Below are 19,612 nucleotides of genomic sequence, written 5' to 3'. Positions count from 1 at the left end.
GAATGTGTATGGTTAAAATCGGGGAGGTGTTGAGACATGATGAGCATAAAGGTTGAGGATATGTCCTGCGGCCACTGCGTGGACCGCATATCAAAGGCCCTCAGGGAAGCGGGAGTTGAGGATTTCACCGTTGATCTCTCGTCGAAGAAAGTGATCCTTCAGTCCGATGACCGGGGCAGCCTTGAGACTGCGCTTGAGGCCATCGAGGAAGCTGGATACGATTGCAGGGAGGGGGAGTGATCCCCCTCTTTTTTTGTTCTTGGTGTTAAATTTGGCTGAAGGGGTGCGGTTTTTTGGATCTTCGCGGTGGGATGAGGCTTTTCGAATCCCTTGGGTTCAAGCCCTGGGGGTGGAGGGACTTTAATGGGGTAAGGAGGCGCGTGGCCTTCGTAAAGGGGGGTCTTTTGGGGGAGGTGTGCCGCTACTATGCCTTTGACCACATACTCTGGGGTGAGTTCAGCGGAGGCCACGCGGAAGATCTCATTGGGTCTGTTCGTCCCATGGAGAATGTAATGACCCAGCGTTTCCTGCTTTGGTCAGGCCTAAACGGGGATGGGAAGCGGAGGGTACGGTCCTTTCTGTTCGGTTTGAGGGGTTTTGCGGAGGTTTGCCTTCTGGGGCCTGGTATCGAGGCCCCAAGGGGGTTCGAGGACCTTGGGGCCATAGCTCAGGCCGCATGGAAGGGTAACTTCGAGGTGAGAGGGGGGAGTGAAAGGGTATAGGGGATTGGCCATTGTTTTATTGAATGGCAGTTTAGAGTGATTTAAGAGGTTGGCGTAGAGAGGAGTGATTAATTTTGCTTCTAGGGCTTTTGGTATTCGCTTTGGCCGTTTTTGCGGTGTGTTATCGTTTTTACGGCAATAGGATGGCTGAACTTTATGCTCTTGACCCCAACAAGGACACCCCCGCGGTGGTCCTTTGCGATGGCGTGGACTTTTGTCCTGCCCATCCGTCCGTGTTGTTGGGGCATCATTTCTCCTCCATAGCCGGAGCGGGTCCCATAGTGGGGCCCATAACTGCGGCCTCCATGTTCGGCTGGCTCCCGGCCTACATATGGTGTCTTATCGGATCCGCTTTTGTCGGTGGCCCCCACGACATGGGCTCCCTGGTCGCCTCCATGAGGCACGAGGGAAAGTCCGTTGGGGAGGTGGTGGACCGATGGATAGGCCGGAAGGGCAAGGTTCTTTTCCTATGCTTTACCATACTGGCGTTGGTGCTTGTGGTGGCGGTGTTCCTTCAGCTGGCGGCCAACTCCTTCGCTGCGGATCCCGCGGTGGCCTTCTCTGGCATGCTGTACATATTGCTAGCCATGGTTTTTGGGGTGATGGTATATCGCTACAGAATTTCCCTGCTTTGGGCCACAGTGGTTATGGTGCCAATAGTCATATATGCCTGTTGGTACGGAAACGATGCCCAGTGGGTTCAGGATGTGTTCTCCCTGCCCGTTGAGACCTGGCGTTGGATCCTGGCGGTTTACATATTTGCCGCGTCGGTTTTGCCCGTGTGGCTTCTCCTGCAGCCCCGGGACTACTTAGCGTCCTATTTCCTGTACTTCTCGGTGATCATAGGCGGTGTGGGCATGCTGCTTGGAAGGGGATCCGACTTCGCGGTTACCCTGCCCGCGTTCAAAGGTTTCTCCGCTGGGAACCAGTACCTTTGGCCCATGCTTTTTGTGGTGGTGGCTTGTGGAGCCATATCGGGCTTCCACTCCCTTGTTGGCAGCGGCACCACGTCCAAGCAGCTCCGCAAGGAGACCGACGCCGTTGCAGTGGGCTATGGCTCCATGCTCCTTGAAGGCGTAGTGGCTGTGATAGCCATAGGTACGGTCATGATAAGCGGTTCGGTGGATCAGGGAGGTCCAGTGGTCACTTACGCCAAGGGCTTTGGGAAGTTTGCAGGCCTTTTGGGCATCAACCCAAAGGTTGGTGTCTCCCTTGGGCTTTTGGCCATAAACTCCTTCATCCTTACATCCCTTGACACCGCCACGAGGCTCACCAGGTATCAGATACAGGAGCTGACCAACTACAAGGTTGATAAGTACAGCGCTACCCTAATAACCGTTGTGGGAGCCCTGGTTCTTTTGTTGGTCAAGATCCATGGGGCGGACGGCAAGGAGGTGCCCGCTTGGGCCGCCATATGGCCGGTCTTCGGGGCTTCGAACCAGATGGTGGCCGCCCTTGCCCTGTTGTCCGTGTCGGTTTGGGTGGCCAAGGGGCTCAAGAAGGACAACTCGTTCCTCATGGTCCCCATGTGGTTTATGTTGGTCACAACCGTTGGCGCCCTTGCAATAATGATCAAGGATAACCTCATGCTGGCCACTCCTAACTACATCTTGGTGGTTCCCTCGGTTCTCCTGATGATCCTTGCAATCCTCATGGTGAAGGAGGCCTTTGGAGCCCTTAAGAAGGACGCCCTTTGATTCGATGCCCCGGGCTTTGCCCGGGGCTTTGTTTGTACTTAAAACAGGTTCGCCAGGTCTGTTGACTTTAGTGTGTGATGGTATAAACTGAAATTGTTACAGATAAATGCGAAGGGGGTGTGGGGATGTCGGTTTCTCTTCCTCGCGATGGTTCTCAGGAACTTTCCATCGTGATTTGCGGAGCCGCCGGACAAGGGCTTCAGACCGTTGAGGCTATTGGGGCTAAGATGTTCAAGCGCCATGGGCTTCACGTCTTCGCCACTAAGGAGTTTATGTCCAGGGTCCGTGGGGGCAGCAATTCCTCGCAGTTTAGGATATCCGAGTTTCCGGTTGGTGCTTTGGCTGACCGGATCGATCTGCTCATATGCATGAACAAGGGTATAAGGGATAACATACGGGAGCGCATAGGGGAGTATACGTTGGTTTTGGCAGATCCGGATGAGATGGCAGATGAGGCGGCATCCCTAGGCGGTACCTTCATCCCCCTTCCCCTCCTAGCCCTAAGCCGATCCGCCGGGTCTCCATCTCTTATAAGTTCCGTGGTCCTTGGCCTCATGGGGGCCATCGTGGGGGTTCCTGAGGACCTCCTGGTCAGGGAGGTGAGGTCCCGTTTCAGCTCTAAGGGGCAGGCTATATTGGATGGCAACCTCAAAGGTGCTTTGGCGGGTTACCAGGAGGGGCTTGGCCTTAAGGATAGGCTTGGGATCGTTATCTCCCTTACCCCCCACGAAGAGCTGGCGGAGCGTCTTTTGTTGTCCGGGAACGACGGGGTTTTTCTAGGTGCTCTTGCGGGTGGATGTGACTTCGTTACCGCCTATCCCATGTCGCCGGGGACCGGGGTTCTTCAGCTCATGGCGGCCCATGGCAGGAAGTTCGGGGTAATCGTGGAGCAGGCGGAGGACGAGATATGTGCCGCCAACATGGTGTTGGGGGCATGGTATGCGGGGGGAAGGGCCATGACCACCACATCCGGCGGGGGCTTTGCCCTCATGTGTGAGGCGGTGAGCCTGTCGGGGGTGACCGAGGTGCCGATGGTGGTTCACATAGGACAGCGTCCAGGGCCTGCCACTGGCATGGCCACCAGGACGGAGCAGGGAGACTTGAACTTGGCGCTTTACGCCGGGCATGGGGAGTTTCCAAGGGCCATATTCACCCCTGGTGATCCGGTTGAGGCCTTCCTTTGTACCCAACAAGCCTTTTACGTGGCAGACCGCTACCAGGTGCCGGCTTTCATCCTCACCGACCAGTACCTCTTGGACAGCTCCTGGTCTGTGACTCCCTTCAGGGTTGACTCGGTGCTGTCCAACCATGTGGTCGTGACCTCTGGTGAGTACGCCAGATACGAGATTACCGAGGACGGGGTTTCTCCCAGGGGAGTACCCGGTTTGGGGGATGGGCTTGTATGTGTTGACAGCCATGAGCACGACCGAACCGGCCACATGAAGGAGGACTTCAAGCTCAGGGTCCGAATGGTGGATAAGAGGCTGAAGAAGGCGGAGGGGCTTAAGTCCTGTGCCATGCCTCCCGTGGTTTCAGGAGACCTGGAGGCGGACGTGGCGGTTATTGGCTGGGGGTCCACTAAGTGGATCGTGGAGGAGGCTATAAGACGTTTGGGGGGTGGGATAACGCAGGTCCACCTTCCCCAAGTATGGCCCTTGCGGGTGGAAGAGCTTAGAGGTCTTCTTGGCGGGAAGCGGTTAATAGTCCTGGAGGGTAACGCTACGGGACAGCTGGATGGTATCTTGAAGCTTCACGGTTTCGTTACCCACCGCAGGATTAGTCACTACTCCGGGCTCCAGATGTCGGTGGAGCAGGCGGAGGCTTCCATCGGCGAAGCGATTGGGAGGTGAAGTGTTATGGCGGTGGATCCAAGGACATTCGATGTTCCCGGGGATAACTCCTGGTGTCCCGGCTGCGGCAACTTCCCGATATTGGACTGCCTTAAGGAAGCGGTAGCCCTTTCTGGATTGACCTCAAGTGACGTGGTGGTTGTATCGGGCATAGGACAGGCTGCCAAGCTTCCCCATTACTTCAGAAGCCACTTCTTCAACGGCCTTCACGGAAGGGCCCTGCCGGTTGCCACGGCTATCCAGGCGTCCAACCCCCACCTCAAGGTGATATGTGTTGGCGGTGACGGTGATATGTATGGGGAAGGGGGTAACCACTTCCTGCACGCCATAAGGAGAAACCCGAACGTTTTGCACCTGGTGCACAACAACATGGTGTACGGCCTTACCAAAGGGCAGGCGTCTCCTACGAGTCCGAGGGGGATGGTAACCCCGGTTCAGGTGGAGGGGGTTTCTTCGGAGCCCTTCAATCCCCTGGCGGTGGCCATATCCCTTGGGGCGTCCTTCGTGGCCAGGGTTTTCTGCGCCCACAAGGCCATGATGGTGGAGGTTATGACAAAGGCCCTGGCCTGGGAGGGCTATGCCCTGGTGGACGTTTTTCAGCCCTGCGTATCTTTCAACAAGATAAACACGTATCAGTGGTTTCGTGACAATACCGTGCCTATAGGAGATGACCACGATCCGTCGGATAGGATCAGGGCTATGGAGCTGGCATTGAGAGGAGCCCCCTATCCTGTGGGGGTGTTCTATAAAAATGCGGGTACCCCGTTTCACAGGACCTTGGCTCCCTACGCGTCTGGTGATCCAAGGCCCCTTTATCAGAGGCGAAGGGATCCGGAGGAGCTGAACCTTTTGCTGGATTCTTTCAGATGATCGCATTTTTTCACGCCTTATGGGCATGAAAAATAGATAAAAACAAGAAAGAGGAGGAGATAAGCATGGCAGATCTTGTTAAGGTTGGGGATTTGGTTAAGGACTTTACCCTAAAGGACCAGGACGGTAACGACGTAACCCTTTCTTCGTTCAGGGGTAAAAAGGTGCTGCTTTCGTTCCATCCTTTGGCATGGACCCCGATATGCAGGGATCAGATGAAGGCCCTGGACGATCTGTACGATAGGTTTGCGGAGAAGGGCGTGGAGCCCTTGGGCCTTAGCGTCGACTCCATGTTCTGCAAGAAGGCTTGGGCGGACTCCATGGGGCTTAAAAACCTCAAGATCCTGGCGGACTTCTGGCCCCACGGGGAGGTGGCGGAGTCCCTGGGTCTTTTCCGGGAGAAGAACGGTTTCTCCGAGAGGGCCAACGTCCTGATCGACGAGGAGGGCAAGGTGCAGTGGGTAAAGGTTTACGAGATAAAGACCCTGCCGGACTTTGAAGAGGTGCTCAACATATTGTAAACTACCCCCAAGGAAGGGGGTGTTTCCCTTGAGGTTTTTGGCTAGGACCGTGGCAACTCTCTTGATGTTGATGGGCATATGTGGGGCCGCTTTGGCTCATCCGCCCTCCAAGGTGGACCTGTCTTACGACGGATCCAACCTTTACGTGACCGTGGTCCATGAGGTATCGGATCCCACGAAACACTATGTGAGCCGCCTATCGGTTTTCGTGGGGGGTAAGCTTGTAGAGCAGCGGGAGTACAAGGATCAGAGCGGCGTGGGTGGACTTATGGAGACCGTAGCCTTGAGCGGGCTGCCCAAGGGAGCTGAGGTGAAGGTGGTCGCTGTCTGTTCCATAATGGGGACCGCCAGCGGTACCCTTGTGGTAAAGTGACGTCCCCACAAGCTGGTCCAAAACCGCAGGCTTTGAGGGGCCCCAATGGGGCCCCTCGGCCATTGACGATAGCCCAGGGCCTGTAAGGTCCTGAAGCTGGGGCAATTTCACAACCGCCTAACCATCGGGGCCTTGCTGTCCCCCTTAACCTTGCGGATAAGGTGGCTCCTGTTTTTAGCCCTTCTTCCCCGGGGCTGCTCTACAGGTTGGTTATCCTTATGACCCCGTTTTTATCAACCCTGTCCAGCATCTCCGACACCGAGAGGTTTAGGCTTGGGTGGACCCATCCGGGCTCTATGCAGTTTAGGGGGGCCAATACGAACGCCCTTTCCTGGATGCCTGGATGGGGTATGTGCAGGTCCGGAGAATTAAACACCATTTGGTCCACGAATAGTATGTCCACGTCGATCTCCCTCGGCCCGTTCTTGAACCGCTGAACCCGCCCCATCTGGGTCTCAACTGCTTTTACCTCTCTCAGCATCTCCAGGGGGTCTTCAAGGGGGCATTCCATGGTGATACAGGCGTTTAGGAACCTGGGCTGCTCTTCGTAACCGAAGGGTGGGGTCTCGAAGACCGGGCTTGACTTGAGGGGAATCCACCCTCGGGCCTTGAGATGGTTAACCGCTGATCGGAGAGCCCCCAGCCGGTCTCCCAGGTTCGATCCCAGGGCTAGGACTACTTTACTCATAAGGAACCCCTCCTGATAGAATTGATCATTTTTATTGTTTTAACGTTCTCCTTGACGTCGTGAACCCTTACCAGTGGTACCCCTTTCATGGCGCAAAGGGCTGTTACTGCCAAGGTCCCCTCCAGTCTCTCCGCTGGGTCCTCTGCCCCGGTGGCGAGGCCGATGGTGCTCTTCCTAGAGGCTCCTATGAGCAGGGGTCTGCCTAGGGTTGAGAAGGCCTCGGTGTGCCTTAGGATTTCCAGGTTGTGGGAGGGTTTCTTCCCGAAGCCTATCCCCGGGTCCAGTATTATCCTGTCTTCCTCTATTCCGGCCTTCTTGGCATGGTCTATCTGAGACTCGAAGAAGTCAATGATCTCGCCGAAGAGGTCCTGGTAAGAAGGGTCCTTCTGCATGTCTTTGGGCCTGCCTTTTATGTGCATGAGCACCAGGGCGCACTGGCTTTTTGCCACGGTGCCGGCCATTTGGGGGTCGAAGGTGAGGCCTGATATGTCGTTTATGATGTCCGCCCCTTCCTCCGCACAGGCCGCGGCGGTGGTGCTTTTGTAGGTATCTACGGATATCACGGCCTCAGGGAACCGATGTCTTATGGCCCTGAGGGGGTTTATAAGGCGCTCCAGCTCCTCCTCGGGGCTCACCGGATCGGACCCAGGTCTTGTGGATTCCGCCCCGAGGTCCAGCACATCCGCTCCATGGGAGAGCATCTCTTCAGCGGTCTTAAGACACCGTTCAACTCCGTTTGACCTGCTGGCCTCGAAGAAGGAGTCCGGTGTGAGGTTTATTATCCCCATCACCTTGGTGTGATCCCCCATTTCCAGCGTGCGCCCCCCGGGAAGGGGCAAGCTCCATCTCCGGATCCCCATCCCTCTAAGGGCCTTAATCAGGGAGTCCCGGACCTCTTGAAGGCCGAAATAGGGCATAAGGTTAAGTTTTTCGGCGAGGCTTTGGAGCTGTCCCAAGGTGCCTAAGATGATCACCGAGGAGCGGTCCACGGATCCGCATATGGCGCCCCTGTGAACCACCGCATCTCCTCCCCGGGCAAGCATCTCCTGTTTTATGGCGTTGGCGGCCCTGAAGTCCAGGTCTTTAAACCCAAGGCACAAAACCTGTTTCTTCTTGGAGAAGAAGGGCAGGCTTCTCATGTCCGCCCCAATGCTAGCGAGCCTTTCCGCCAGCTCCGTGTCGTCGGTGAGTTCCAGTCTGTATGGAGTCATGACAGTCCTCCTATCCCGCTGGGTCCGATGGGATTTTCTTCGTTTTGAGACCCGGTAGATTGTACATTAGAACCCGGACATATTTTTTTGACCTGTATTGACAATTGGCCAAAGAAGAGGTAATTTAATTGCCGTGGCTTGGGTGTTAGCAGTCTTGCTTATAGAGTGCCAAGGCCATGGAGGTGTGCCCCATGCTTACGGAGCGTCAGTTGGAGATAGTGTTATCGGTGGTATACGAGTACATAAGGAGCGGGGAGAGCGTGGGTTCCAGGACCGTGTCCAAGCGGTACCTCTGCTCTCACAGTCCCGCCACCATAAGGAACGAGATGTCGGACCTGGAGGGGATGGGTTTTCTCTCTCAACCTTACACCTCCGCTGGTAGGGTCCCTACCACGAGGGCTTACAGGCTCTACGTGGACTCGGTGCTCCAGCGATCCCGCTCAAAGGGCGTTGGGCTGCCTTTGGCGGAGGCGCTCAAGCGCAAGAGGCAAGACCTTGAGGGCTTTCTCAACGAGGCCACGGACCTTTTGGGCAGGCTTACCCACTACGTGGGGATAGGTGCCATAGCCCCCCTGAACGACGTAACCATAAAGAACGTAAGCTTCTTCAAGGTTGATAGTAGGAACGTGCTTTTGGTTGTCGTGCTGGAGGGTGGGCTTGTGCATCACAAGGTTATCCCCATGCCTTGGGACCTGTCCAGCGATCTCCTTGACGAGTTCTCAAGGAAGATGAACATGGCGGTGTCCGGGAGGCCCTGGTCGGAGGTCAGGGCTTCTCTGGAGGGGTACCTTTTGCATCAGCTTTCGGAGTTCTCTGAGGCCTGTCGAGTAGCCCTTAGCACCCTGGGGGAGATGGTGGAGTCCAGGCAGGTCCGGGTCTTTACCGGTCCGGTGAGTCAGATGTTGAGCCTTCCGGATTTTCAGGATCTAAGCCGCCTCAAGGCGTTCTTCTCCCTGCTGGAGCAGGAGGAGGAGTTGGCGGAGCTGGTGGCTAGGCACTCGGTGGGCAACGGGGTGAGCGTTGTCATAGGCGAGGAGTCTCAGTGCCCTGAGCTGGAGGACTGTTCTTTGGTGCTGGCCTCCAGCCCCAAGGGAGGGGCTAAGGCGATAGTGGGCATATTAGGCCCCAAGAGGATGGACTATGAGAGGGTAATATCGGTGCTTGAGGACGTGGCATCTGCCATCGAGGGTTTGGAGGAGTAACGTGCCATGGAAGAGAATCGCTTGATTGATGCAGCTTTTGATGGTCCTGCTTCCCAGGAGGGGGCTTCCCCTTCTGCGGAGGTGTCCCGCCAGGAGGATCTTATGGTGGCGGAGATGTCCAAGGTGGAGCTGGTGGAGATGCTTCGGGGTAAGGATCGGGATATAAAGAGGATGGAGGAGGAGCTGTCCAAGTTAAAGGACAGCTACGATGACCTCATGAAGGAGGCTTTGCGCAACAAAGCGGACTTCACAAACTATGTAAGGCGGGTTGAAAGGGATCGGGAGGTGGAGAGGAAGAGATCTGCGGAGTCCGCGGTGGGCCTTTTGATCCCGGTGTTGGACAACCTGGAGAGGACCCTTTTGTCCTGCACCGACAGGGTGGATGACCCGGTGATAAAGGGGGTTCAGATGGTGGCCCGCCAGTTCCTCTCCGCCCTGGAGAGCCTTGGCCTGGAGCGGGTTGCTTCGGAGGGGGCTTTCGATCCTTCGGTCCACGAGGCGGTGGACTTTGAGGAGACCGGGGATCCGGAGATGGACGGCAAGGTGGTGGCGGAGCTCCAAAGGGGGTATCTGTTAGGGGGAAAGTTGATAAGGCCCGCCCTTGTTAAGGTTGCAAAGTTCAAGGGCTGAGGCAGAGGTATAAAGTCAGCATAGAGAAGTAGAAAAATCTTGCGAAAGAGGGTGTTTTTCATGGGAAAGGTGATAGGAATAGACCTTGGGACCACCAACAGCTGTGTGGCGGTCAAGGAAGGGGACAACATAACGGTAATACCTAACGCGGAGGGCAGCAGGACCACTCCGTCGGTGGTGGCCTTCACCAAGGACGGGGAGAGGCTTGTGGGACAGTTGGCCAAGAGGCAGGCCATAGTCAACGCCGACAGGACCATTATCTCCATAAAGCGTAAGATGGGGTCCGATTACAAGGTCAACATAGACGGCAAGGCCTACACTCCCCAGGAGATATCTGCCATGATACTCCAGAAGCTCAAGAAGGACGCGGAGGACTACCTTGGGGAGCCGGTTACTCAGGCGGTCATAACGTGTCCTGCTTACTTCACCGATGCTCAGCGGCAGGCCACTAAGGATGCGGGTACCATAGCGGGGCTTGAGGTCTTGCGGGTCATAAACGAGCCCACCGCTGCTTGCCTTGCCTACGGGGTGGACAAGGAGGGGGACCACAAGATACTGGTGTTCGACCTGGGCGGTGGGACCTTTGACGTGTCCATCCTGGACGTTGGAGATGGGGTCTTCGAGGTGCTTGCCACCTCTGGGGACAACCACCTGGGCGGTGACGACTGGGATATGCGCATAGTGGACTGGATGATAGACGAGTTCAGGAAGTCCGAGGGCATAGACCTGAGGAACGACAAGATGGCGTTCCAGCGTCTCCGGGAGGCGGCGGAGAAGGCGAAGATAGAGCTTTCCTCCATGATGGAGACCACCATATCCCTGCCCTTTATAACTGCGGATCAGAACGGTCCCAAGCACCTGGAGCTCACCTTGACCCGGGCCAAGTTCGAGGACATGACCGCGGACCTTCTTGAGAGGACCGTGGCCCCCACCAAGAGGGCGCTAGAGGATGCGGGACTCAGTGCCTCTCAGATAGACAAGGTCCTTCTGGTCGGTGGTTCTACCAGGATGCCAATGGTGCAGCGTAAGGTTAAGGAGCTGTTGGGCAAGGAGCCCACCAAGGGCATCAACCCGGACGAGTGTGTGGCGGTGGGGGCTGCCATACAGGGTGCGGTGCTCAGTGGGGAGAAGAGCGGGATAGTGTTGGTTGACGTGACCCCCTTGTCCCTTGGTCTTGAGACCTTGGGAGGGGTGTTCACCAAGATAATAGAGAGGAACACTGCGATTCCCTGCTCCAAGAGCCAGGTTTTTACCACCGCGGCGGACAACCAGCCCCAGGTGGAGATACGGGTGCTCCAGGGGGAGCGTCCCATGGCTAACGACAACGTGGAGCTTGGGCGCTTCATCCTCGATGGGATTCCTCCCGCACCCAGGGGGGTGCCCCAGATAGAGGTCACCTTTGAGGTGGATGCCAATGGTATAGTTAACGTCACCGCCAAGGACAAGGGAACCGGCAAGGCCCAGCACATAACGATACAGTCCTCAAGGCTCTCCGAGGCGGAGATAGAGCGTCTCCGCAGGGAGGCGGAGCAGCATGAGGAGGAGGACCGCCGCAAGAAGGAGCTTGCGGAGGCCAGGAACGAGGCGGAGAGCTTGGTGTACAACACCGAGAAGACCCTGAGGGATCTTGGGGACAAGCTTACCTCCGATGAGAAGGCTCCGGTGGAGGATAAGGTGAAGGCTCTTAAGGAGCTCACCGCCAAGGACGATGCGGCTGCCATAAGGCGGGGCATTGAGGAGCTCACCCAGGCGCTTCACGGCATATCTCATAAGATATACTCTGCCTCCGGCGGTGCTGAGAGCCCATCGGACGCCTCCGGAACGGGGCATGATACCGGTTCCGTGGACGCGGACTTCAAGGACGCCGGAAGGGCTTAAGGAGGGTGGTGGCCGGTGGCTGCTCCGGGAAAGAAGGATTATTATGACATATTGGGAGTATCCCGGGAGGCCACGTCGGAGGAGATAAAGAAGGCCTACCGCAAGCTTGCTCGTAAGTATCATCCGGACGCGAACCCGAACGATAAGGACGCGGAGGCCAAATTTAAGGAGATCAACGAGGCTTACGAGGTCTTGAGCGATCCTGCCAAACGTGCCCAGTACGACCAGTTTGGGTATGTGGGAGACGTTCCTCCCGGGGGTAATCCATTTGAGGGGTTCGGCGGGTTTGGTGGTGATCCGTTTGGGGATCTCTTCGGCGATCTTTTCGAGAACTTCTTCGGCGGTGTGGGGGGGCGCCCCGGAAGGGGCCCCTCCGGCCCCCGAAGGGGAGCCGACGTGGAGACGGTTTTGCAGGTTACCTTGGAGGAGGCCTTCAGGGGTTCATCGAAGGAGCTCACCATACCTCGATGGGAGACCTGCATGAGGTGTGGGGGGTCTGGGGCGGAACCCGGGACTAAGCCCGAGACCTGTCCTAGCTGTGGTGGCCGCGGTCAGGTGGAGCAGTCCATGAGGACCCCTTTTGGCCAGTTCGTGCAGGTCAACACCTGTCCCAGGTGCTCCGGTAAGGGTAGGGTGATAAACAGCCCCTGCAAGGAGTGCAAGGGGCAGGGCCGGGTGAGGGTACCGCACCGGGTTGAGATTAAGATCCCCAAGGGGGTAGAGACCGGAACCAGGCTTAGGATTCCCGGCGAGGGCGAGGCGGGGATCAACGGTGGGCCTCCCGGAGATCTCTTCCTCATAGTGGAGGTCATGCCCCATAAGGTCTTTGAAAGACATGGGGCGGATCTCAGGGTTAAGGTGGACGTCGCATTCCCCCAGGCTGCCCTTGGCAGCGAGATCTCCCTGGAGACCTTTGACGGGGTGGAGCGGATAGAGATACCGCCTGGGACTCAGCCGGGATCGGTGCTGAAGATCAGAGGCAAGGGCATGCCCAGGATGGGCGGCGGCAGGGGGGATCTTCTGGTTCAGGTGAGGGTCGTGGTTCCCAAGAACCTGACGGAGAGGCAAAGGGCGCTTCTTCAGGCCTTAGCCCAGGAGATGAACGTAAAAGTCCGACAGGAAGAGGGTATACTAGACAAGCTGAAGGGCTTTTTCGGAGGTTAACCCATGTGGGGGGAAGTGCTTTCGGCGCTTCCCCCTTTTGGAGTTTCAGAGAGTACTAGAGAGGGGTGTGTCGTTTGGGCTCTTTTTGGTGGTACATAACCCTCATGGGGCCGGATGGATACGAGGATGCGCTCATGTCCGCCGCTGACATAGCGGGCAGCTGCGGATCTGAGGTTCAGGAGTTGCCGTCAGGGGTTAGGATTCGATACTATTTCCTGTCATCCCATGACCTTGGGTATTGGCAGGGGAGGCTTTTGGATGCCCTCCGGGACATCCCTGGGATCGTGGTGGAGGACTCTGGGAAGCTTGAAAACCAGCCTTGGTATAAGGTTTGCGAGGAGGGCTTTACCCCGGTTGAGGCTGGAAGGTCTTTCGTCATAACCGCTCCGTGGCATGCGGATTCCTATGAAGGGGACCGGGTGCCCATAATAATAAAACCCGGCAGTGCCTTTGGAACCGGGTATCACGAGAGCACCAGGATAGCCCTTGAGCTCATGGAGAGGGCCTGCGATTCCCTGGGTAGGGGCTTCAGCGCCTTGGACGTGGGGACTGGATCCGGGATCCTCGCCATAGGGGCGTTGAAGCTCGGGGCTTCAAGGGTTTTTGCCAGGGATTTGGATGGTACGGTGGCCTCAGAGCTTGAGGAGAACCTATCTCTCAACCAGCTGGAGGGCCAGGTGTCCTTTGAGGAGGGGGATCTCTTGAAGGGCTTCTCCCAGAAGGTTGACTTGGTCACCGCAAACATATTGAAGGATCCCCTTTTGACTATGCTTCCCCAAGTGGGTGAGGTTCTGACTGATCGGGGGCTTTGCGTTTTCTCCGGGCTTCTAGCCGCCGAGAGAGATGAGTTCATGGAGGCCCTTAGGGAAAACGGGATGGATGTTTTGGCGGAGATGACCCAGGGGGACTGGTGGGGTGTCCTTGCATCGCCTAAGGCTTGAGAGCTGTACGAAGACAGGAGAAGGCAGGTACCTGCTGGATCAGGCCCAGGCTAGGCACCTTACTAAGGTCTTAAGATGTTACACCGGTGCCCTTGTGGAGGGCCTTTGCCAGGAGGGGTCGGTGCTCTTAAGGATTCAGGTCACCCCTTACGGAGTTGAGGCCCTTGAGGTTTCTAGTTCCCCTGGGGTTGATTACCTTCGAAGGGTGGATCTCCTGGTTGGTTTTCTGAAGGCGGATCAATGGGATCAGGTTCTAAGGGTGGCCTGTGAGCTTGGGGTTGCCAGGATTTGGCCAGTTCTTTGTGAACGTTCCGTTCCTAGGCCGGATGACTGGGGGCGGAAGAAGGAGCGTTACGAGAGGATTCTCTTCGAGTCCACCAGGCAGTGTGGAGCTCTTAGGGCCCCGGAGCTCATGGATTTGAAGCCCCTGGATGTGCTGGATCTGTCGGAGCTGCCGGAGGTTCGATTGGGGGCGTTTTTGTCCCCCGATTCCGTGCCTCTGGTATCCGCCTTGCCGGAGGGAGACCTGGCTATCGCGGTGGGGCCGGAAGGTGATTGGACTGCTAGGGAGGTGGAGATCCTCAAGGGGGCGGGTTTTAAGGCGGTCTCCTTGGGTCCCAGGGTGCTTAGGGCGTCCACCGCGGTCGCCGCTGCCCTAGGGGCGGCAAGGATCCTTCACCCGGAGGTGTGTTCCCTGTGAGCGGTCTAGCGGGGGTTGGTTTTTTCGTGGTGTCCCACGGGTGCAGGGTAAATCAGTATGAAGGGGATGCCATAGCTTCCGAGCTGCTCTCCTTGGGGGCCCGATGAGGCCCAGAGGGTAGAGGATGCGGGGGTTATGGTGTTGGTCAGCTGTGCGGTGACCGCCGAGGCGGAGAGGAAGGCCCGGCAGGAGGTAAGGCGTCTGAGGCGCAGGAACCCCGATGCCCTTTTGGTGGTTTGCGGATGTTGGGTTGACCGGGTGTCCGATGAGGACCTCTCGAGCATGGGAGTGGACGTGGGTCTGGTTAACGGTATGAAGCATCTGGTGCCCCAGCTGGTGGAACGTCACGTCCGAGGGGAGAGGTTGGAGCCCGTCTACAGGGAGAGAGGAAGCTCCTGGGATTCCCTTTCGCTTTTAAGACCCACCAGGCACACCAGGGCGTTCATTAAGGTCCAAGACGGGTGTTCCAGGGGTTGTACGTACTGCATAATCCCCAAGCTCAGAGGTCCTTCGATATCGAGACCCTTTGGGGATGTCTTGGATGAGGCGCGTAGGGTTTTGGATTCCGGGGCTTTAGAGGTCGTGCTCACCGGGGTTCATCTGGGGGATTACAACTGGGAGGGCCTTGACCTGGCGGATCTGGTGGAAGCATTGGGGAAGGTGGCGGGGCTCAAGAGGCTTCGCTTTGGTTCCATCGAGCCTTTTTCTGTTGGGGAGAGGTTGCTCCGTGTCCTAGGGGACTGTGGGGCATTTATGAGGCACCTGCACATCCCCCTCCAAAGTGGGGATGACTCCGTCCTTAGGCGGATGGGGAGGGGCTACCGGGGGGATGATTATGTGGCCCTGGCTGACCGGGCTAGGAGCATCCTGGGCGATGATCTTCATCTGAGTTCCGATGTGATGGTTGGGTTCCCAGGGGAGGACGATGAGGCCTTTGAGAAAACCCTGACGGTCCTTGATCGGGCCTCGGTGGGGCGTATACATCCTTTTTCGTACTCCCCAAGGCCGGGCACTCCGGCTTTTAATTGGGAGAGGCCGGCGCCGGATGTGGTTCGGGCGAGGCTTAATAGGCTCTTGGAATTGGGGGCTTCCCGGTTGGAGAGCTTCGCTTCCAGGTTTGTTGGCCGTAGGGTTACGGTGTTGGTGGAGAGGGTGTCGGAAGGCCTGGCGGACGGTCTTACCGAGGGGTTTGTAAGGGTTCGTTTCCCCTATCATGGGCCTTTGGGGGTGGTGGTAGAGCTGACTCCCACCGCATCGATGGGAGGGACCCTTGTGGTGGGGGAGGGGGCTTTTGTCCCGTCCGATGATTTGTTGTATCCTTTGTAAGCCCAGTGAGGTGTCCTTGGGTTCGTTGTCTTAGGGTTTCCCGGTGATACTTGATGTATCACGGTCCCGTTGGGTTCGCATATGTAGTTCGCGGGGGTGTTCTGTTGAAGGAGCCCGTAATAGGAATAGACCTGGGAACTCGCTATTCCCTGGTTTCATACTGTCCCCCCGGGGGGGTGCCCAGGGTATTGCCCAATCGTTGGGGCAAGACCAGGACTCCCTCTTACGTGGCATACAGGGATGGGCGTTTCCTTTGTGGGGATGATGCCTTAAGGGGCTCCGCCATATCCTCCGGTGACATGTGGTGGGATATAAAGAGAAAGCTTGGTACGGACTGGGTTGCCCGTTGCGGGGGCAGGGCCTATGGGGCGGAGGACCTTTTATCGCATCTTCTCTGCCTTCTGAGGGAGGATGCGGAGGCGTCGCTTGGGAGTTTTGTGACCTCTGCGGTGATAACTGTTCCCGCCCACTTCGGTTTCCCCGAGAGGGGGGCATTATATCGTTCCGCGAAGGGGGCGGGCTTCGAGTTTGTTAGGGTTTTAAACGAGCCCACCGCCGCCGCTCTTTCGGTGGCTTCGGACGGCAGGTTCCTCATCCTTGACTTTGGTGGAGGTACCCTGGACATATCGGTCCTCGAGGGTGAGGACGGGGTGTTCCAGGTGTTGGACAGTTTAGGGCGCAAGGACCTAGGTGGGTATGATTTGGACCGGCGTCTTGCGGTGTGGCTTTGGCGTCACCTTGGGAGCGTGCCTCTTGACGAGGTTGACCCCCGTTGGCTCATGGTTCTTAGGGAGGCAGAGCAGGTTAAGATTGCCCTTTCGGACGTGGGGGTGGTGGACTGGGTTCCTCCGTGGGGTTTTGATGATACAGGGCCCCTTAGGGTGACCAGGGAGGATCTGGAGGGGATAATAGCCCCGGTGGTGGACGAAGTGGTACGCCTTACGGAGAGGCTGTTTCGTCGTCATCGTCCGGATCGGCTGGTTGTGGTGGGGGGTAGTGGAAGGATACCCCTTCTTAGACGGCGCCTTAGCGAGCGGGTGGGCCCTATTGAGCACATGAAGGTCTGTCCCGATGAAGCGGTGGCCTTAGGAGCTAGCCTTTTCATAAGGCAGGGGGGGCAAAGGCTCCTCATAGACGTTTTAAGTGCTTCGGTGGGGGTGGTTTTGAAGGACGGTTCCGTGCGGACGCTGGTTCATCGGGGTTCACCCCTTCCTGCGGAGGCTTCGTCGTCGGTTTCGTTGGATCACCTGGATGGGGCGGTTACGCTGGTTCAGGGAGAGGGGGTTTTGCGGGGGCCTTCTGGGTCCAGGGTTATATATCGGGTGCCGGTCCCTTCTGGGGAGACCGGGGATGTAAGGCTTTCCCTGGTGGTGGACACCGGAGGGCTTCTTCGAGTAAAGGTAATGACCGCTAACTGGTCTGCCAGCAGGGTTGTAGATCTTGCCCTGTCCGGTGGGGCTGCCTCATTTGACCTGGAGAGGGAGCTTCGCGAGAGGGAGGCTCGTCTGGCGGTTATCAGCATGTCCGCGTCGAGGCAGGTGCAGGATAGGCTTCTTAGCATGGTTGGCAAGGTGAGGCGTCTTAGCGGGACTGGACAGGAGGGGCTTGCTATGGAGGCCCTGGACGTGTTGGACCGGCTGATTTTAGACATGGAGAGGGTGCTTAACGGTGAGCCTTGAGGTTGATCTCAAGACGTTAGGGCTTTCCCCCGGTGCTAGTTGGGATGACGTTAAGTCGGCGTTTCGGCGTCTTGCCAGGACCTACCACCCCGATGTGGCGGGTCCCGAGCACTCTCGTCGGTTTGCGGAGATAAACAGGGCCTACATGTCCATCCGAGAGGCGGTTCAAAGTGGATCATTCGGTGCTCTTGGCCAGACGGGGGGTGCGAAGGCGGCTTCTGCGCAGGGGACTGCCAGGGATGCCGCGAGTGGGACTTGGCAGACCAGGCGGTCTAGGCGCAGGCGTAGGTCCGGAGGTTTTTCATGGGGAGCTAAGGGGTTGAGCTGGCTCAGCTCCATAGGGTCGGTCCTAGCTAAGGGGGCCATGCGGTTTGGCCGTTCTGAAGGCGTGGGCAAGGAGGAAGCGAAGAGGAGCTTTGAGCGTGACAGGGCTCTGTGGGAGGCCTTGGACCTGGCGGAGAACCGGCTTGATTGGATCTTAAAGAGGGCTAGGCCCGCGGAGGGGCATGACATATCTCCCAGGTTGGAGTCAAGGCTTTTGAGCCGCCATCCAGGGGTAGTGGTGTTGGCCTTGGAGGAACTGAGGAAGTTAGAGGATTTGGGGCTCCGGGAGCGTTTGGCGGTCTTGGCTCTTTCCAGGGGCATGCCGGACGGGGAGGTTTTATCTAGGGTTTTGAGCATATTCAAACCCTCTGCGGCGGAGGTGGCCAGGAGCGTCTGCCGTTGGGGAGGTGTGTATGGAAGGCCCGATGCGGTTGGGGTGCTTAGGTGGCTTAAGTACGGAGGGGTTCGGGACCGGGGGCTTTTAAAGCCCTTTTGTGGCAATCGGGACCTTGGAGTTTTGGCGGCGCTTCTTGATATGTGGCCGTCCGGGGTTGGTTTGCCGGACGTATCCGACATGTCCAGGTTTCTAAAGTCCGAGGATGAGGGGGTTCTTGGAGCGGCTCTGAGGCTTGTAAAGAGGGAGGGGCCTCAGCCTTGGATGATGCCTCGGATAGAGAAGCTGGCCTCATCGCATCCTTCCCCTGCGGTCAGGGTTTGGGCTTCCGCTATTGTTAGAAACAGGTCAATGGGGTAGAATGATGGGAACTGGCTGTTCGGAGGAATCTGTTGCGATGGAATCGTGCCTTTTCTGTAAGATAGTGTCTGGAGAGGTCCCCGCCAGGAAGGTTTATGAGGATGATGCGGTACTGGCCTTTCATGACATAAACCCTGTGGCACCCTTTCACGTCTTGGTGGTCCCGAAGGTGCATGTATGTGGTGCTGCGGAGGGGCCGGGTGGCGAGGTATGGGGGGCTGTGATGGAGGGTGCGGTTCGCGTGGCGGAGCTGCTGGGGGTCAACCGAGAGGGGTTTCGGTTGGTCGTGAACAGCGGAGAACAGGCCGGTCAGACTATTCCCCACCTGCACGTTCACGTGCTTGCGGGCCGACGGTTTAATTGGCCGCCCGGGTAGAGCAGGTGGCATAGAAAGGGGGGAACGGGGATGACCACTGTCGTTCGCAGGGATAATGAGTCTTTGGAGGACACCCTAAAGCGTTTCAAGCGGGAGCTTCGGAAGGTGGGCGTGCTGCGGGAGGCAAGGAAGCACGAGCATTACGAGAAGCCCAGCGAGATCAAGAAGCGCAAGAAGGCCGCTCAGGCCAAGAATCGTAGGAGGTCCGGTTGATGTCTTTCATTGATAGGGTTCAGGCGGATCTGGTGTCGGCTATGAAGAACAGGGATGAGCTGGCCCTATCGGTGCTTCGCATGCTGAAGTCCGCCCTCCAGGTTGCCCAGACCGAGAAGGGCAGGGGCGGCGAGATTTCCGAGGATGCCTTTATAGCCATAGTCCAGCGGCTGATAAAGCAGAGGGAGGAGGCGGCGGAGCAGTACCGTAGCTGCGGTGCTTCCGAGAGGGCCGATTCGGAGATCCGGGAGGCGGATTTCCTGCGGCGCTACCTCCCAGAGCAGCTTTCTGACCAGGATTTGGCTGAGCTGATAGCCCGTGTGGCCTCCGATATCGGGGCGCTTGGCCCTAAGGATATGGGGCGGTTGATGGGTCAGCTGATGCCCAAGGTTAAGGGTAGGGCGGACGGCAACCGTGTTAAGGATAGGGTTTCCGCTTACCTGGCTTCCCTGGGAAACTAGGGCCTGGTTTTTCAAGGTAGGAGATCGCGGGA

At 57.5% G+C, this 19,612-nt stretch carries 21 protein-coding genes; 19 read left to right on the top strand and 2 right to left on the bottom strand.

The window, feature by feature from the left end:
* The first annotated feature begins 36 nt into the window (after positions 1 to 36).
* The 7 genes from THEVEDRAFT_RS05915 to THEVEDRAFT_RS05885 all read left to right on the top strand — a co-directional run bounded on the left by THEVEDRAFT_RS05915 (position 37) and on the right by THEVEDRAFT_RS05885 (position 6,033).
* A complete protein-coding gene (locus THEVEDRAFT_RS05915; RefSeq protein WP_006583805.1) occupies positions 37 to 240 on the top strand; it encodes a heavy-metal-associated domain-containing protein in 204 nt (67 codons plus the stop codon).
* 53 nt (positions 241 to 293) lie between these two features.
* The gene (locus THEVEDRAFT_RS05910) at positions 294 to 722 is read left to right on the top strand and encodes a hypothetical protein (protein ID WP_006583804.1); all 429 of its coding nucleotides are present in this window, start codon (positions 294 to 296) and stop codon (positions 720 to 722) included.
* A 74-nt stretch (positions 723 to 796) separates the two neighbouring features.
* Positions 797 to 2,419, top strand: coding sequence for a carbon starvation CstA family protein (locus THEVEDRAFT_RS05905; protein WP_006583803.1), 1,623 nt, complete (start codon positions 797 to 799; stop codon positions 2,417 to 2,419).
* 125 nt (positions 2,420 to 2,544) lie between these two features.
* The gene (locus tag THEVEDRAFT_RS05900; RefSeq protein ID WP_006583802.1) at positions 2,545 to 4,269 is read left to right on the top strand and encodes a 2-oxoacid:acceptor oxidoreductase subunit alpha; all 1,725 of its coding nucleotides are present in this window, start codon (positions 2,545 to 2,547) and stop codon (positions 4,267 to 4,269) included.
* A gap of 6 nt (positions 4,270 to 4,275) precedes the next feature.
* Positions 4,276 to 5,139, top strand: a complete 864-nt coding sequence (locus THEVEDRAFT_RS05895) for a thiamine pyrophosphate-dependent enzyme (protein ID WP_006583801.1) — start codon at positions 4,276 to 4,278, stop codon at positions 5,137 to 5,139.
* 65 nt (positions 5,140 to 5,204) lie between these two features.
* Positions 5,205 to 5,660, top strand: a complete 456-nt coding sequence (locus THEVEDRAFT_RS05890; protein WP_006583800.1) for a peroxiredoxin — start codon at positions 5,205 to 5,207, stop codon at positions 5,658 to 5,660.
* 28 nt (positions 5,661 to 5,688) lie between these two features.
* Entirely contained in the window at positions 5,689 to 6,033 is a 345-nt protein-coding gene (locus tag THEVEDRAFT_RS05885; RefSeq protein WP_006583799.1) for a hypothetical protein, read from the top strand.
* 199 nt (positions 6,034 to 6,232) lie between these two features.
* Here the strand turns inward: THEVEDRAFT_RS05885 and folK are convergent, their stop codons facing one another.
* Positions 6,233 to 6,721 (bottom strand): 2-amino-4-hydroxy-6-hydroxymethyldihydropteridine diphosphokinase, encoded by a 489-nt coding sequence (gene folK, locus THEVEDRAFT_RS05880; RefSeq protein ID WP_006583798.1) that lies wholly within the window; start codon positions 6,719 to 6,721, stop codon positions 6,233 to 6,235.
* Positions 6,718 to 7,932 (bottom strand): dihydropteroate synthase, encoded by a 1,215-nt coding sequence (gene folP / locus THEVEDRAFT_RS05875; protein WP_006583797.1) that lies wholly within the window; start codon positions 7,930 to 7,932, stop codon positions 6,718 to 6,720. The genes folK and folP overlap by 4 nt, the downstream gene beginning before the upstream one ends.
* A 191-nt stretch (positions 7,933 to 8,123) precedes the next feature.
* Between folP and hrcA the strand changes: the two genes are divergently transcribed.
* From hrcA to THEVEDRAFT_RS05815, 12 genes are all read left to right on the top strand, one after another.
* Positions 8,124 to 9,134: a heat-inducible transcriptional repressor HrcA gene (gene hrcA / locus THEVEDRAFT_RS05870; RefSeq protein WP_006583796.1), complete on the top strand. Its 1,011-nt coding sequence runs from the start codon at positions 8,124 to 8,126 to the stop codon at positions 9,132 to 9,134.
* A gap of 6 nt (positions 9,135 to 9,140) precedes the next feature.
* Positions 9,141 to 9,764 carry a nucleotide exchange factor GrpE gene (locus tag THEVEDRAFT_RS05865; protein ID WP_006583795.1) on the top strand — a complete coding sequence of 208 codons (624 nt, stop codon included), beginning with the start codon at positions 9,141 to 9,143 and terminating at the stop codon, positions 9,762 to 9,764.
* Between the two features lie 60 nt (positions 9,765 to 9,824).
* A complete protein-coding gene (dnaK, locus tag THEVEDRAFT_RS05860) occupies positions 9,825 to 11,642 on the top strand; it encodes a molecular chaperone DnaK (protein ID WP_006583794.1) in 1,818 nt (605 codons plus the stop codon).
* Positions 11,643 to 11,657: 15 nt separating this feature from the next.
* Complete coding sequence (gene dnaJ, locus THEVEDRAFT_RS05855) at positions 11,658 to 12,806, top strand: molecular chaperone DnaJ (RefSeq protein ID WP_006583793.1); 1,149 nt, start codon at positions 11,658 to 11,660, stop codon at positions 12,804 to 12,806.
* Between the two features lie 74 nt (positions 12,807 to 12,880).
* Entirely contained in the window at positions 12,881 to 13,747 is an 867-nt protein-coding gene (locus tag THEVEDRAFT_RS05850) for a 50S ribosomal protein L11 methyltransferase (protein WP_006583792.1), read from the top strand.
* Positions 13,722 to 14,447 carry an RsmE family RNA methyltransferase gene (locus THEVEDRAFT_RS05845; protein WP_245522613.1) on the top strand — a complete coding sequence of 242 codons (726 nt, stop codon included), beginning with the start codon at positions 13,722 to 13,724 and terminating at the stop codon, positions 14,445 to 14,447. Before THEVEDRAFT_RS05850 ends, THEVEDRAFT_RS05845 begins: the two co-directional genes overlap by 26 nt.
* A 135-nt stretch (positions 14,448 to 14,582) precedes the next feature.
* Positions 14,583 to 15,773: a MiaB/RimO family radical SAM methylthiotransferase gene (locus THEVEDRAFT_RS05840; protein WP_245522612.1), complete on the top strand. Its 1,191-nt coding sequence runs from the start codon at positions 14,583 to 14,585 to the stop codon at positions 15,771 to 15,773.
* 104 nt (positions 15,774 to 15,877) lie between these two features.
* Positions 15,878 to 17,452 (top strand): Hsp70 family protein, encoded by a 1,575-nt coding sequence (locus tag THEVEDRAFT_RS05835; RefSeq protein ID WP_006583789.1) that lies wholly within the window; start codon positions 15,878 to 15,880, stop codon positions 17,450 to 17,452.
* Positions 17,442 to 18,530 carry a J domain-containing protein gene (locus THEVEDRAFT_RS05830; RefSeq protein ID WP_006583788.1) on the top strand — a complete coding sequence of 363 codons (1,089 nt, stop codon included), beginning with the start codon at positions 17,442 to 17,444 and terminating at the stop codon, positions 18,528 to 18,530. The genes THEVEDRAFT_RS05835 and THEVEDRAFT_RS05830 overlap by 11 nt, the downstream gene beginning before the upstream one ends.
* A 37-nt stretch (positions 18,531 to 18,567) precedes the next feature.
* Complete coding sequence (locus THEVEDRAFT_RS05825) at positions 18,568 to 18,906, top strand: histidine triad nucleotide-binding protein (protein WP_006583787.1); 339 nt, start codon at positions 18,568 to 18,570, stop codon at positions 18,904 to 18,906.
* A gap of 30 nt (positions 18,907 to 18,936) precedes the next feature.
* Positions 18,937 to 19,119 (top strand): 30S ribosomal protein S21, encoded by a 183-nt coding sequence (gene rpsU / locus THEVEDRAFT_RS05820; protein WP_006583786.1) that lies wholly within the window; start codon positions 18,937 to 18,939, stop codon positions 19,117 to 19,119.
* Positions 19,119 to 19,580, top strand: coding sequence for a GatB/YqeY domain-containing protein (locus THEVEDRAFT_RS05815; protein ID WP_006583785.1), 462 nt, complete (start codon positions 19,119 to 19,121; stop codon positions 19,578 to 19,580). Before rpsU ends, THEVEDRAFT_RS05815 begins: the two co-directional genes overlap by 1 nt.
* Positions 19,581 to 19,612 lie beyond the last annotated feature (32 nt).

Source organism: Thermanaerovibrio velox DSM 12556 (assembly GCF_000237825.1).
Taxonomy (GTDB): Bacteria; Synergistota; Synergistia; order Synergistales; family Synergistaceae; genus Thermanaerovibrio; species Thermanaerovibrio velox.
Note: the sequence above shows the minus strand (reverse complement) of the source record. Positions and strands in the feature narration are given on the sequence as shown.

Excerpts from the sequence above, each read along its gene's own strand:
- dnaK (WP_006583794.1), top strand. The coding sequence starts at position 9,825 with ATGGGAAAGGTGATAGGAATAGACCTTGGGACCACCAACAGCTGTGTG.
- THEVEDRAFT_RS05840 (WP_245522612.1), top strand. The coding sequence starts at position 14,583 with ATGGTGTTGGTCAGCTGTGCGGTGACCGCCGAGGCGGAGAGGAAGGCC.
- THEVEDRAFT_RS05865 (WP_006583795.1), top strand. The coding sequence starts at position 9,141 with ATGGAAGAGAATCGCTTGATTGATGCAGCTTTTGATGGTCCTGCTTCC.
- THEVEDRAFT_RS05890 (WP_006583800.1), top strand. The coding sequence starts at position 5,205 with ATGGCAGATCTTGTTAAGGTTGGGGATTTGGTTAAGGACTTTACCCTA.
- folK (WP_006583798.1), bottom strand. The coding sequence starts at position 6,721 with ATGAGTAAAGTAGTCCTAGCCCTGGGATCGAACCTGGGAGACCGGCTG.
- THEVEDRAFT_RS05915 (WP_006583805.1), top strand. The coding sequence starts at position 37 with ATGATGAGCATAAAGGTTGAGGATATGTCCTGCGGCCACTGCGTGGAC.
- THEVEDRAFT_RS05815 (WP_006583785.1), top strand. The coding sequence starts at position 19,119 with ATGTCTTTCATTGATAGGGTTCAGGCGGATCTGGTGTCGGCTATGAAG.
- hrcA (WP_006583796.1), top strand. The coding sequence starts at position 8,124 with ATGCTTACGGAGCGTCAGTTGGAGATAGTGTTATCGGTGGTATACGAG.
- THEVEDRAFT_RS05900 (WP_006583802.1), top strand. The coding sequence starts at position 2,545 with ATGTCGGTTTCTCTTCCTCGCGATGGTTCTCAGGAACTTTCCATCGTG.
- THEVEDRAFT_RS05825 (WP_006583787.1), top strand. The coding sequence starts at position 18,568 with ATGGAATCGTGCCTTTTCTGTAAGATAGTGTCTGGAGAGGTCCCCGCC.
- folP (WP_006583797.1), bottom strand. The coding sequence starts at position 7,932 with ATGACTCCATACAGACTGGAACTCACCGACGACACGGAGCTGGCGGAA.
- rpsU (WP_006583786.1), top strand. The coding sequence starts at position 18,937 with ATGACCACTGTCGTTCGCAGGGATAATGAGTCTTTGGAGGACACCCTA.
- THEVEDRAFT_RS05895 (WP_006583801.1), top strand. The coding sequence starts at position 4,276 with ATGGCGGTGGATCCAAGGACATTCGATGTTCCCGGGGATAACTCCTGG.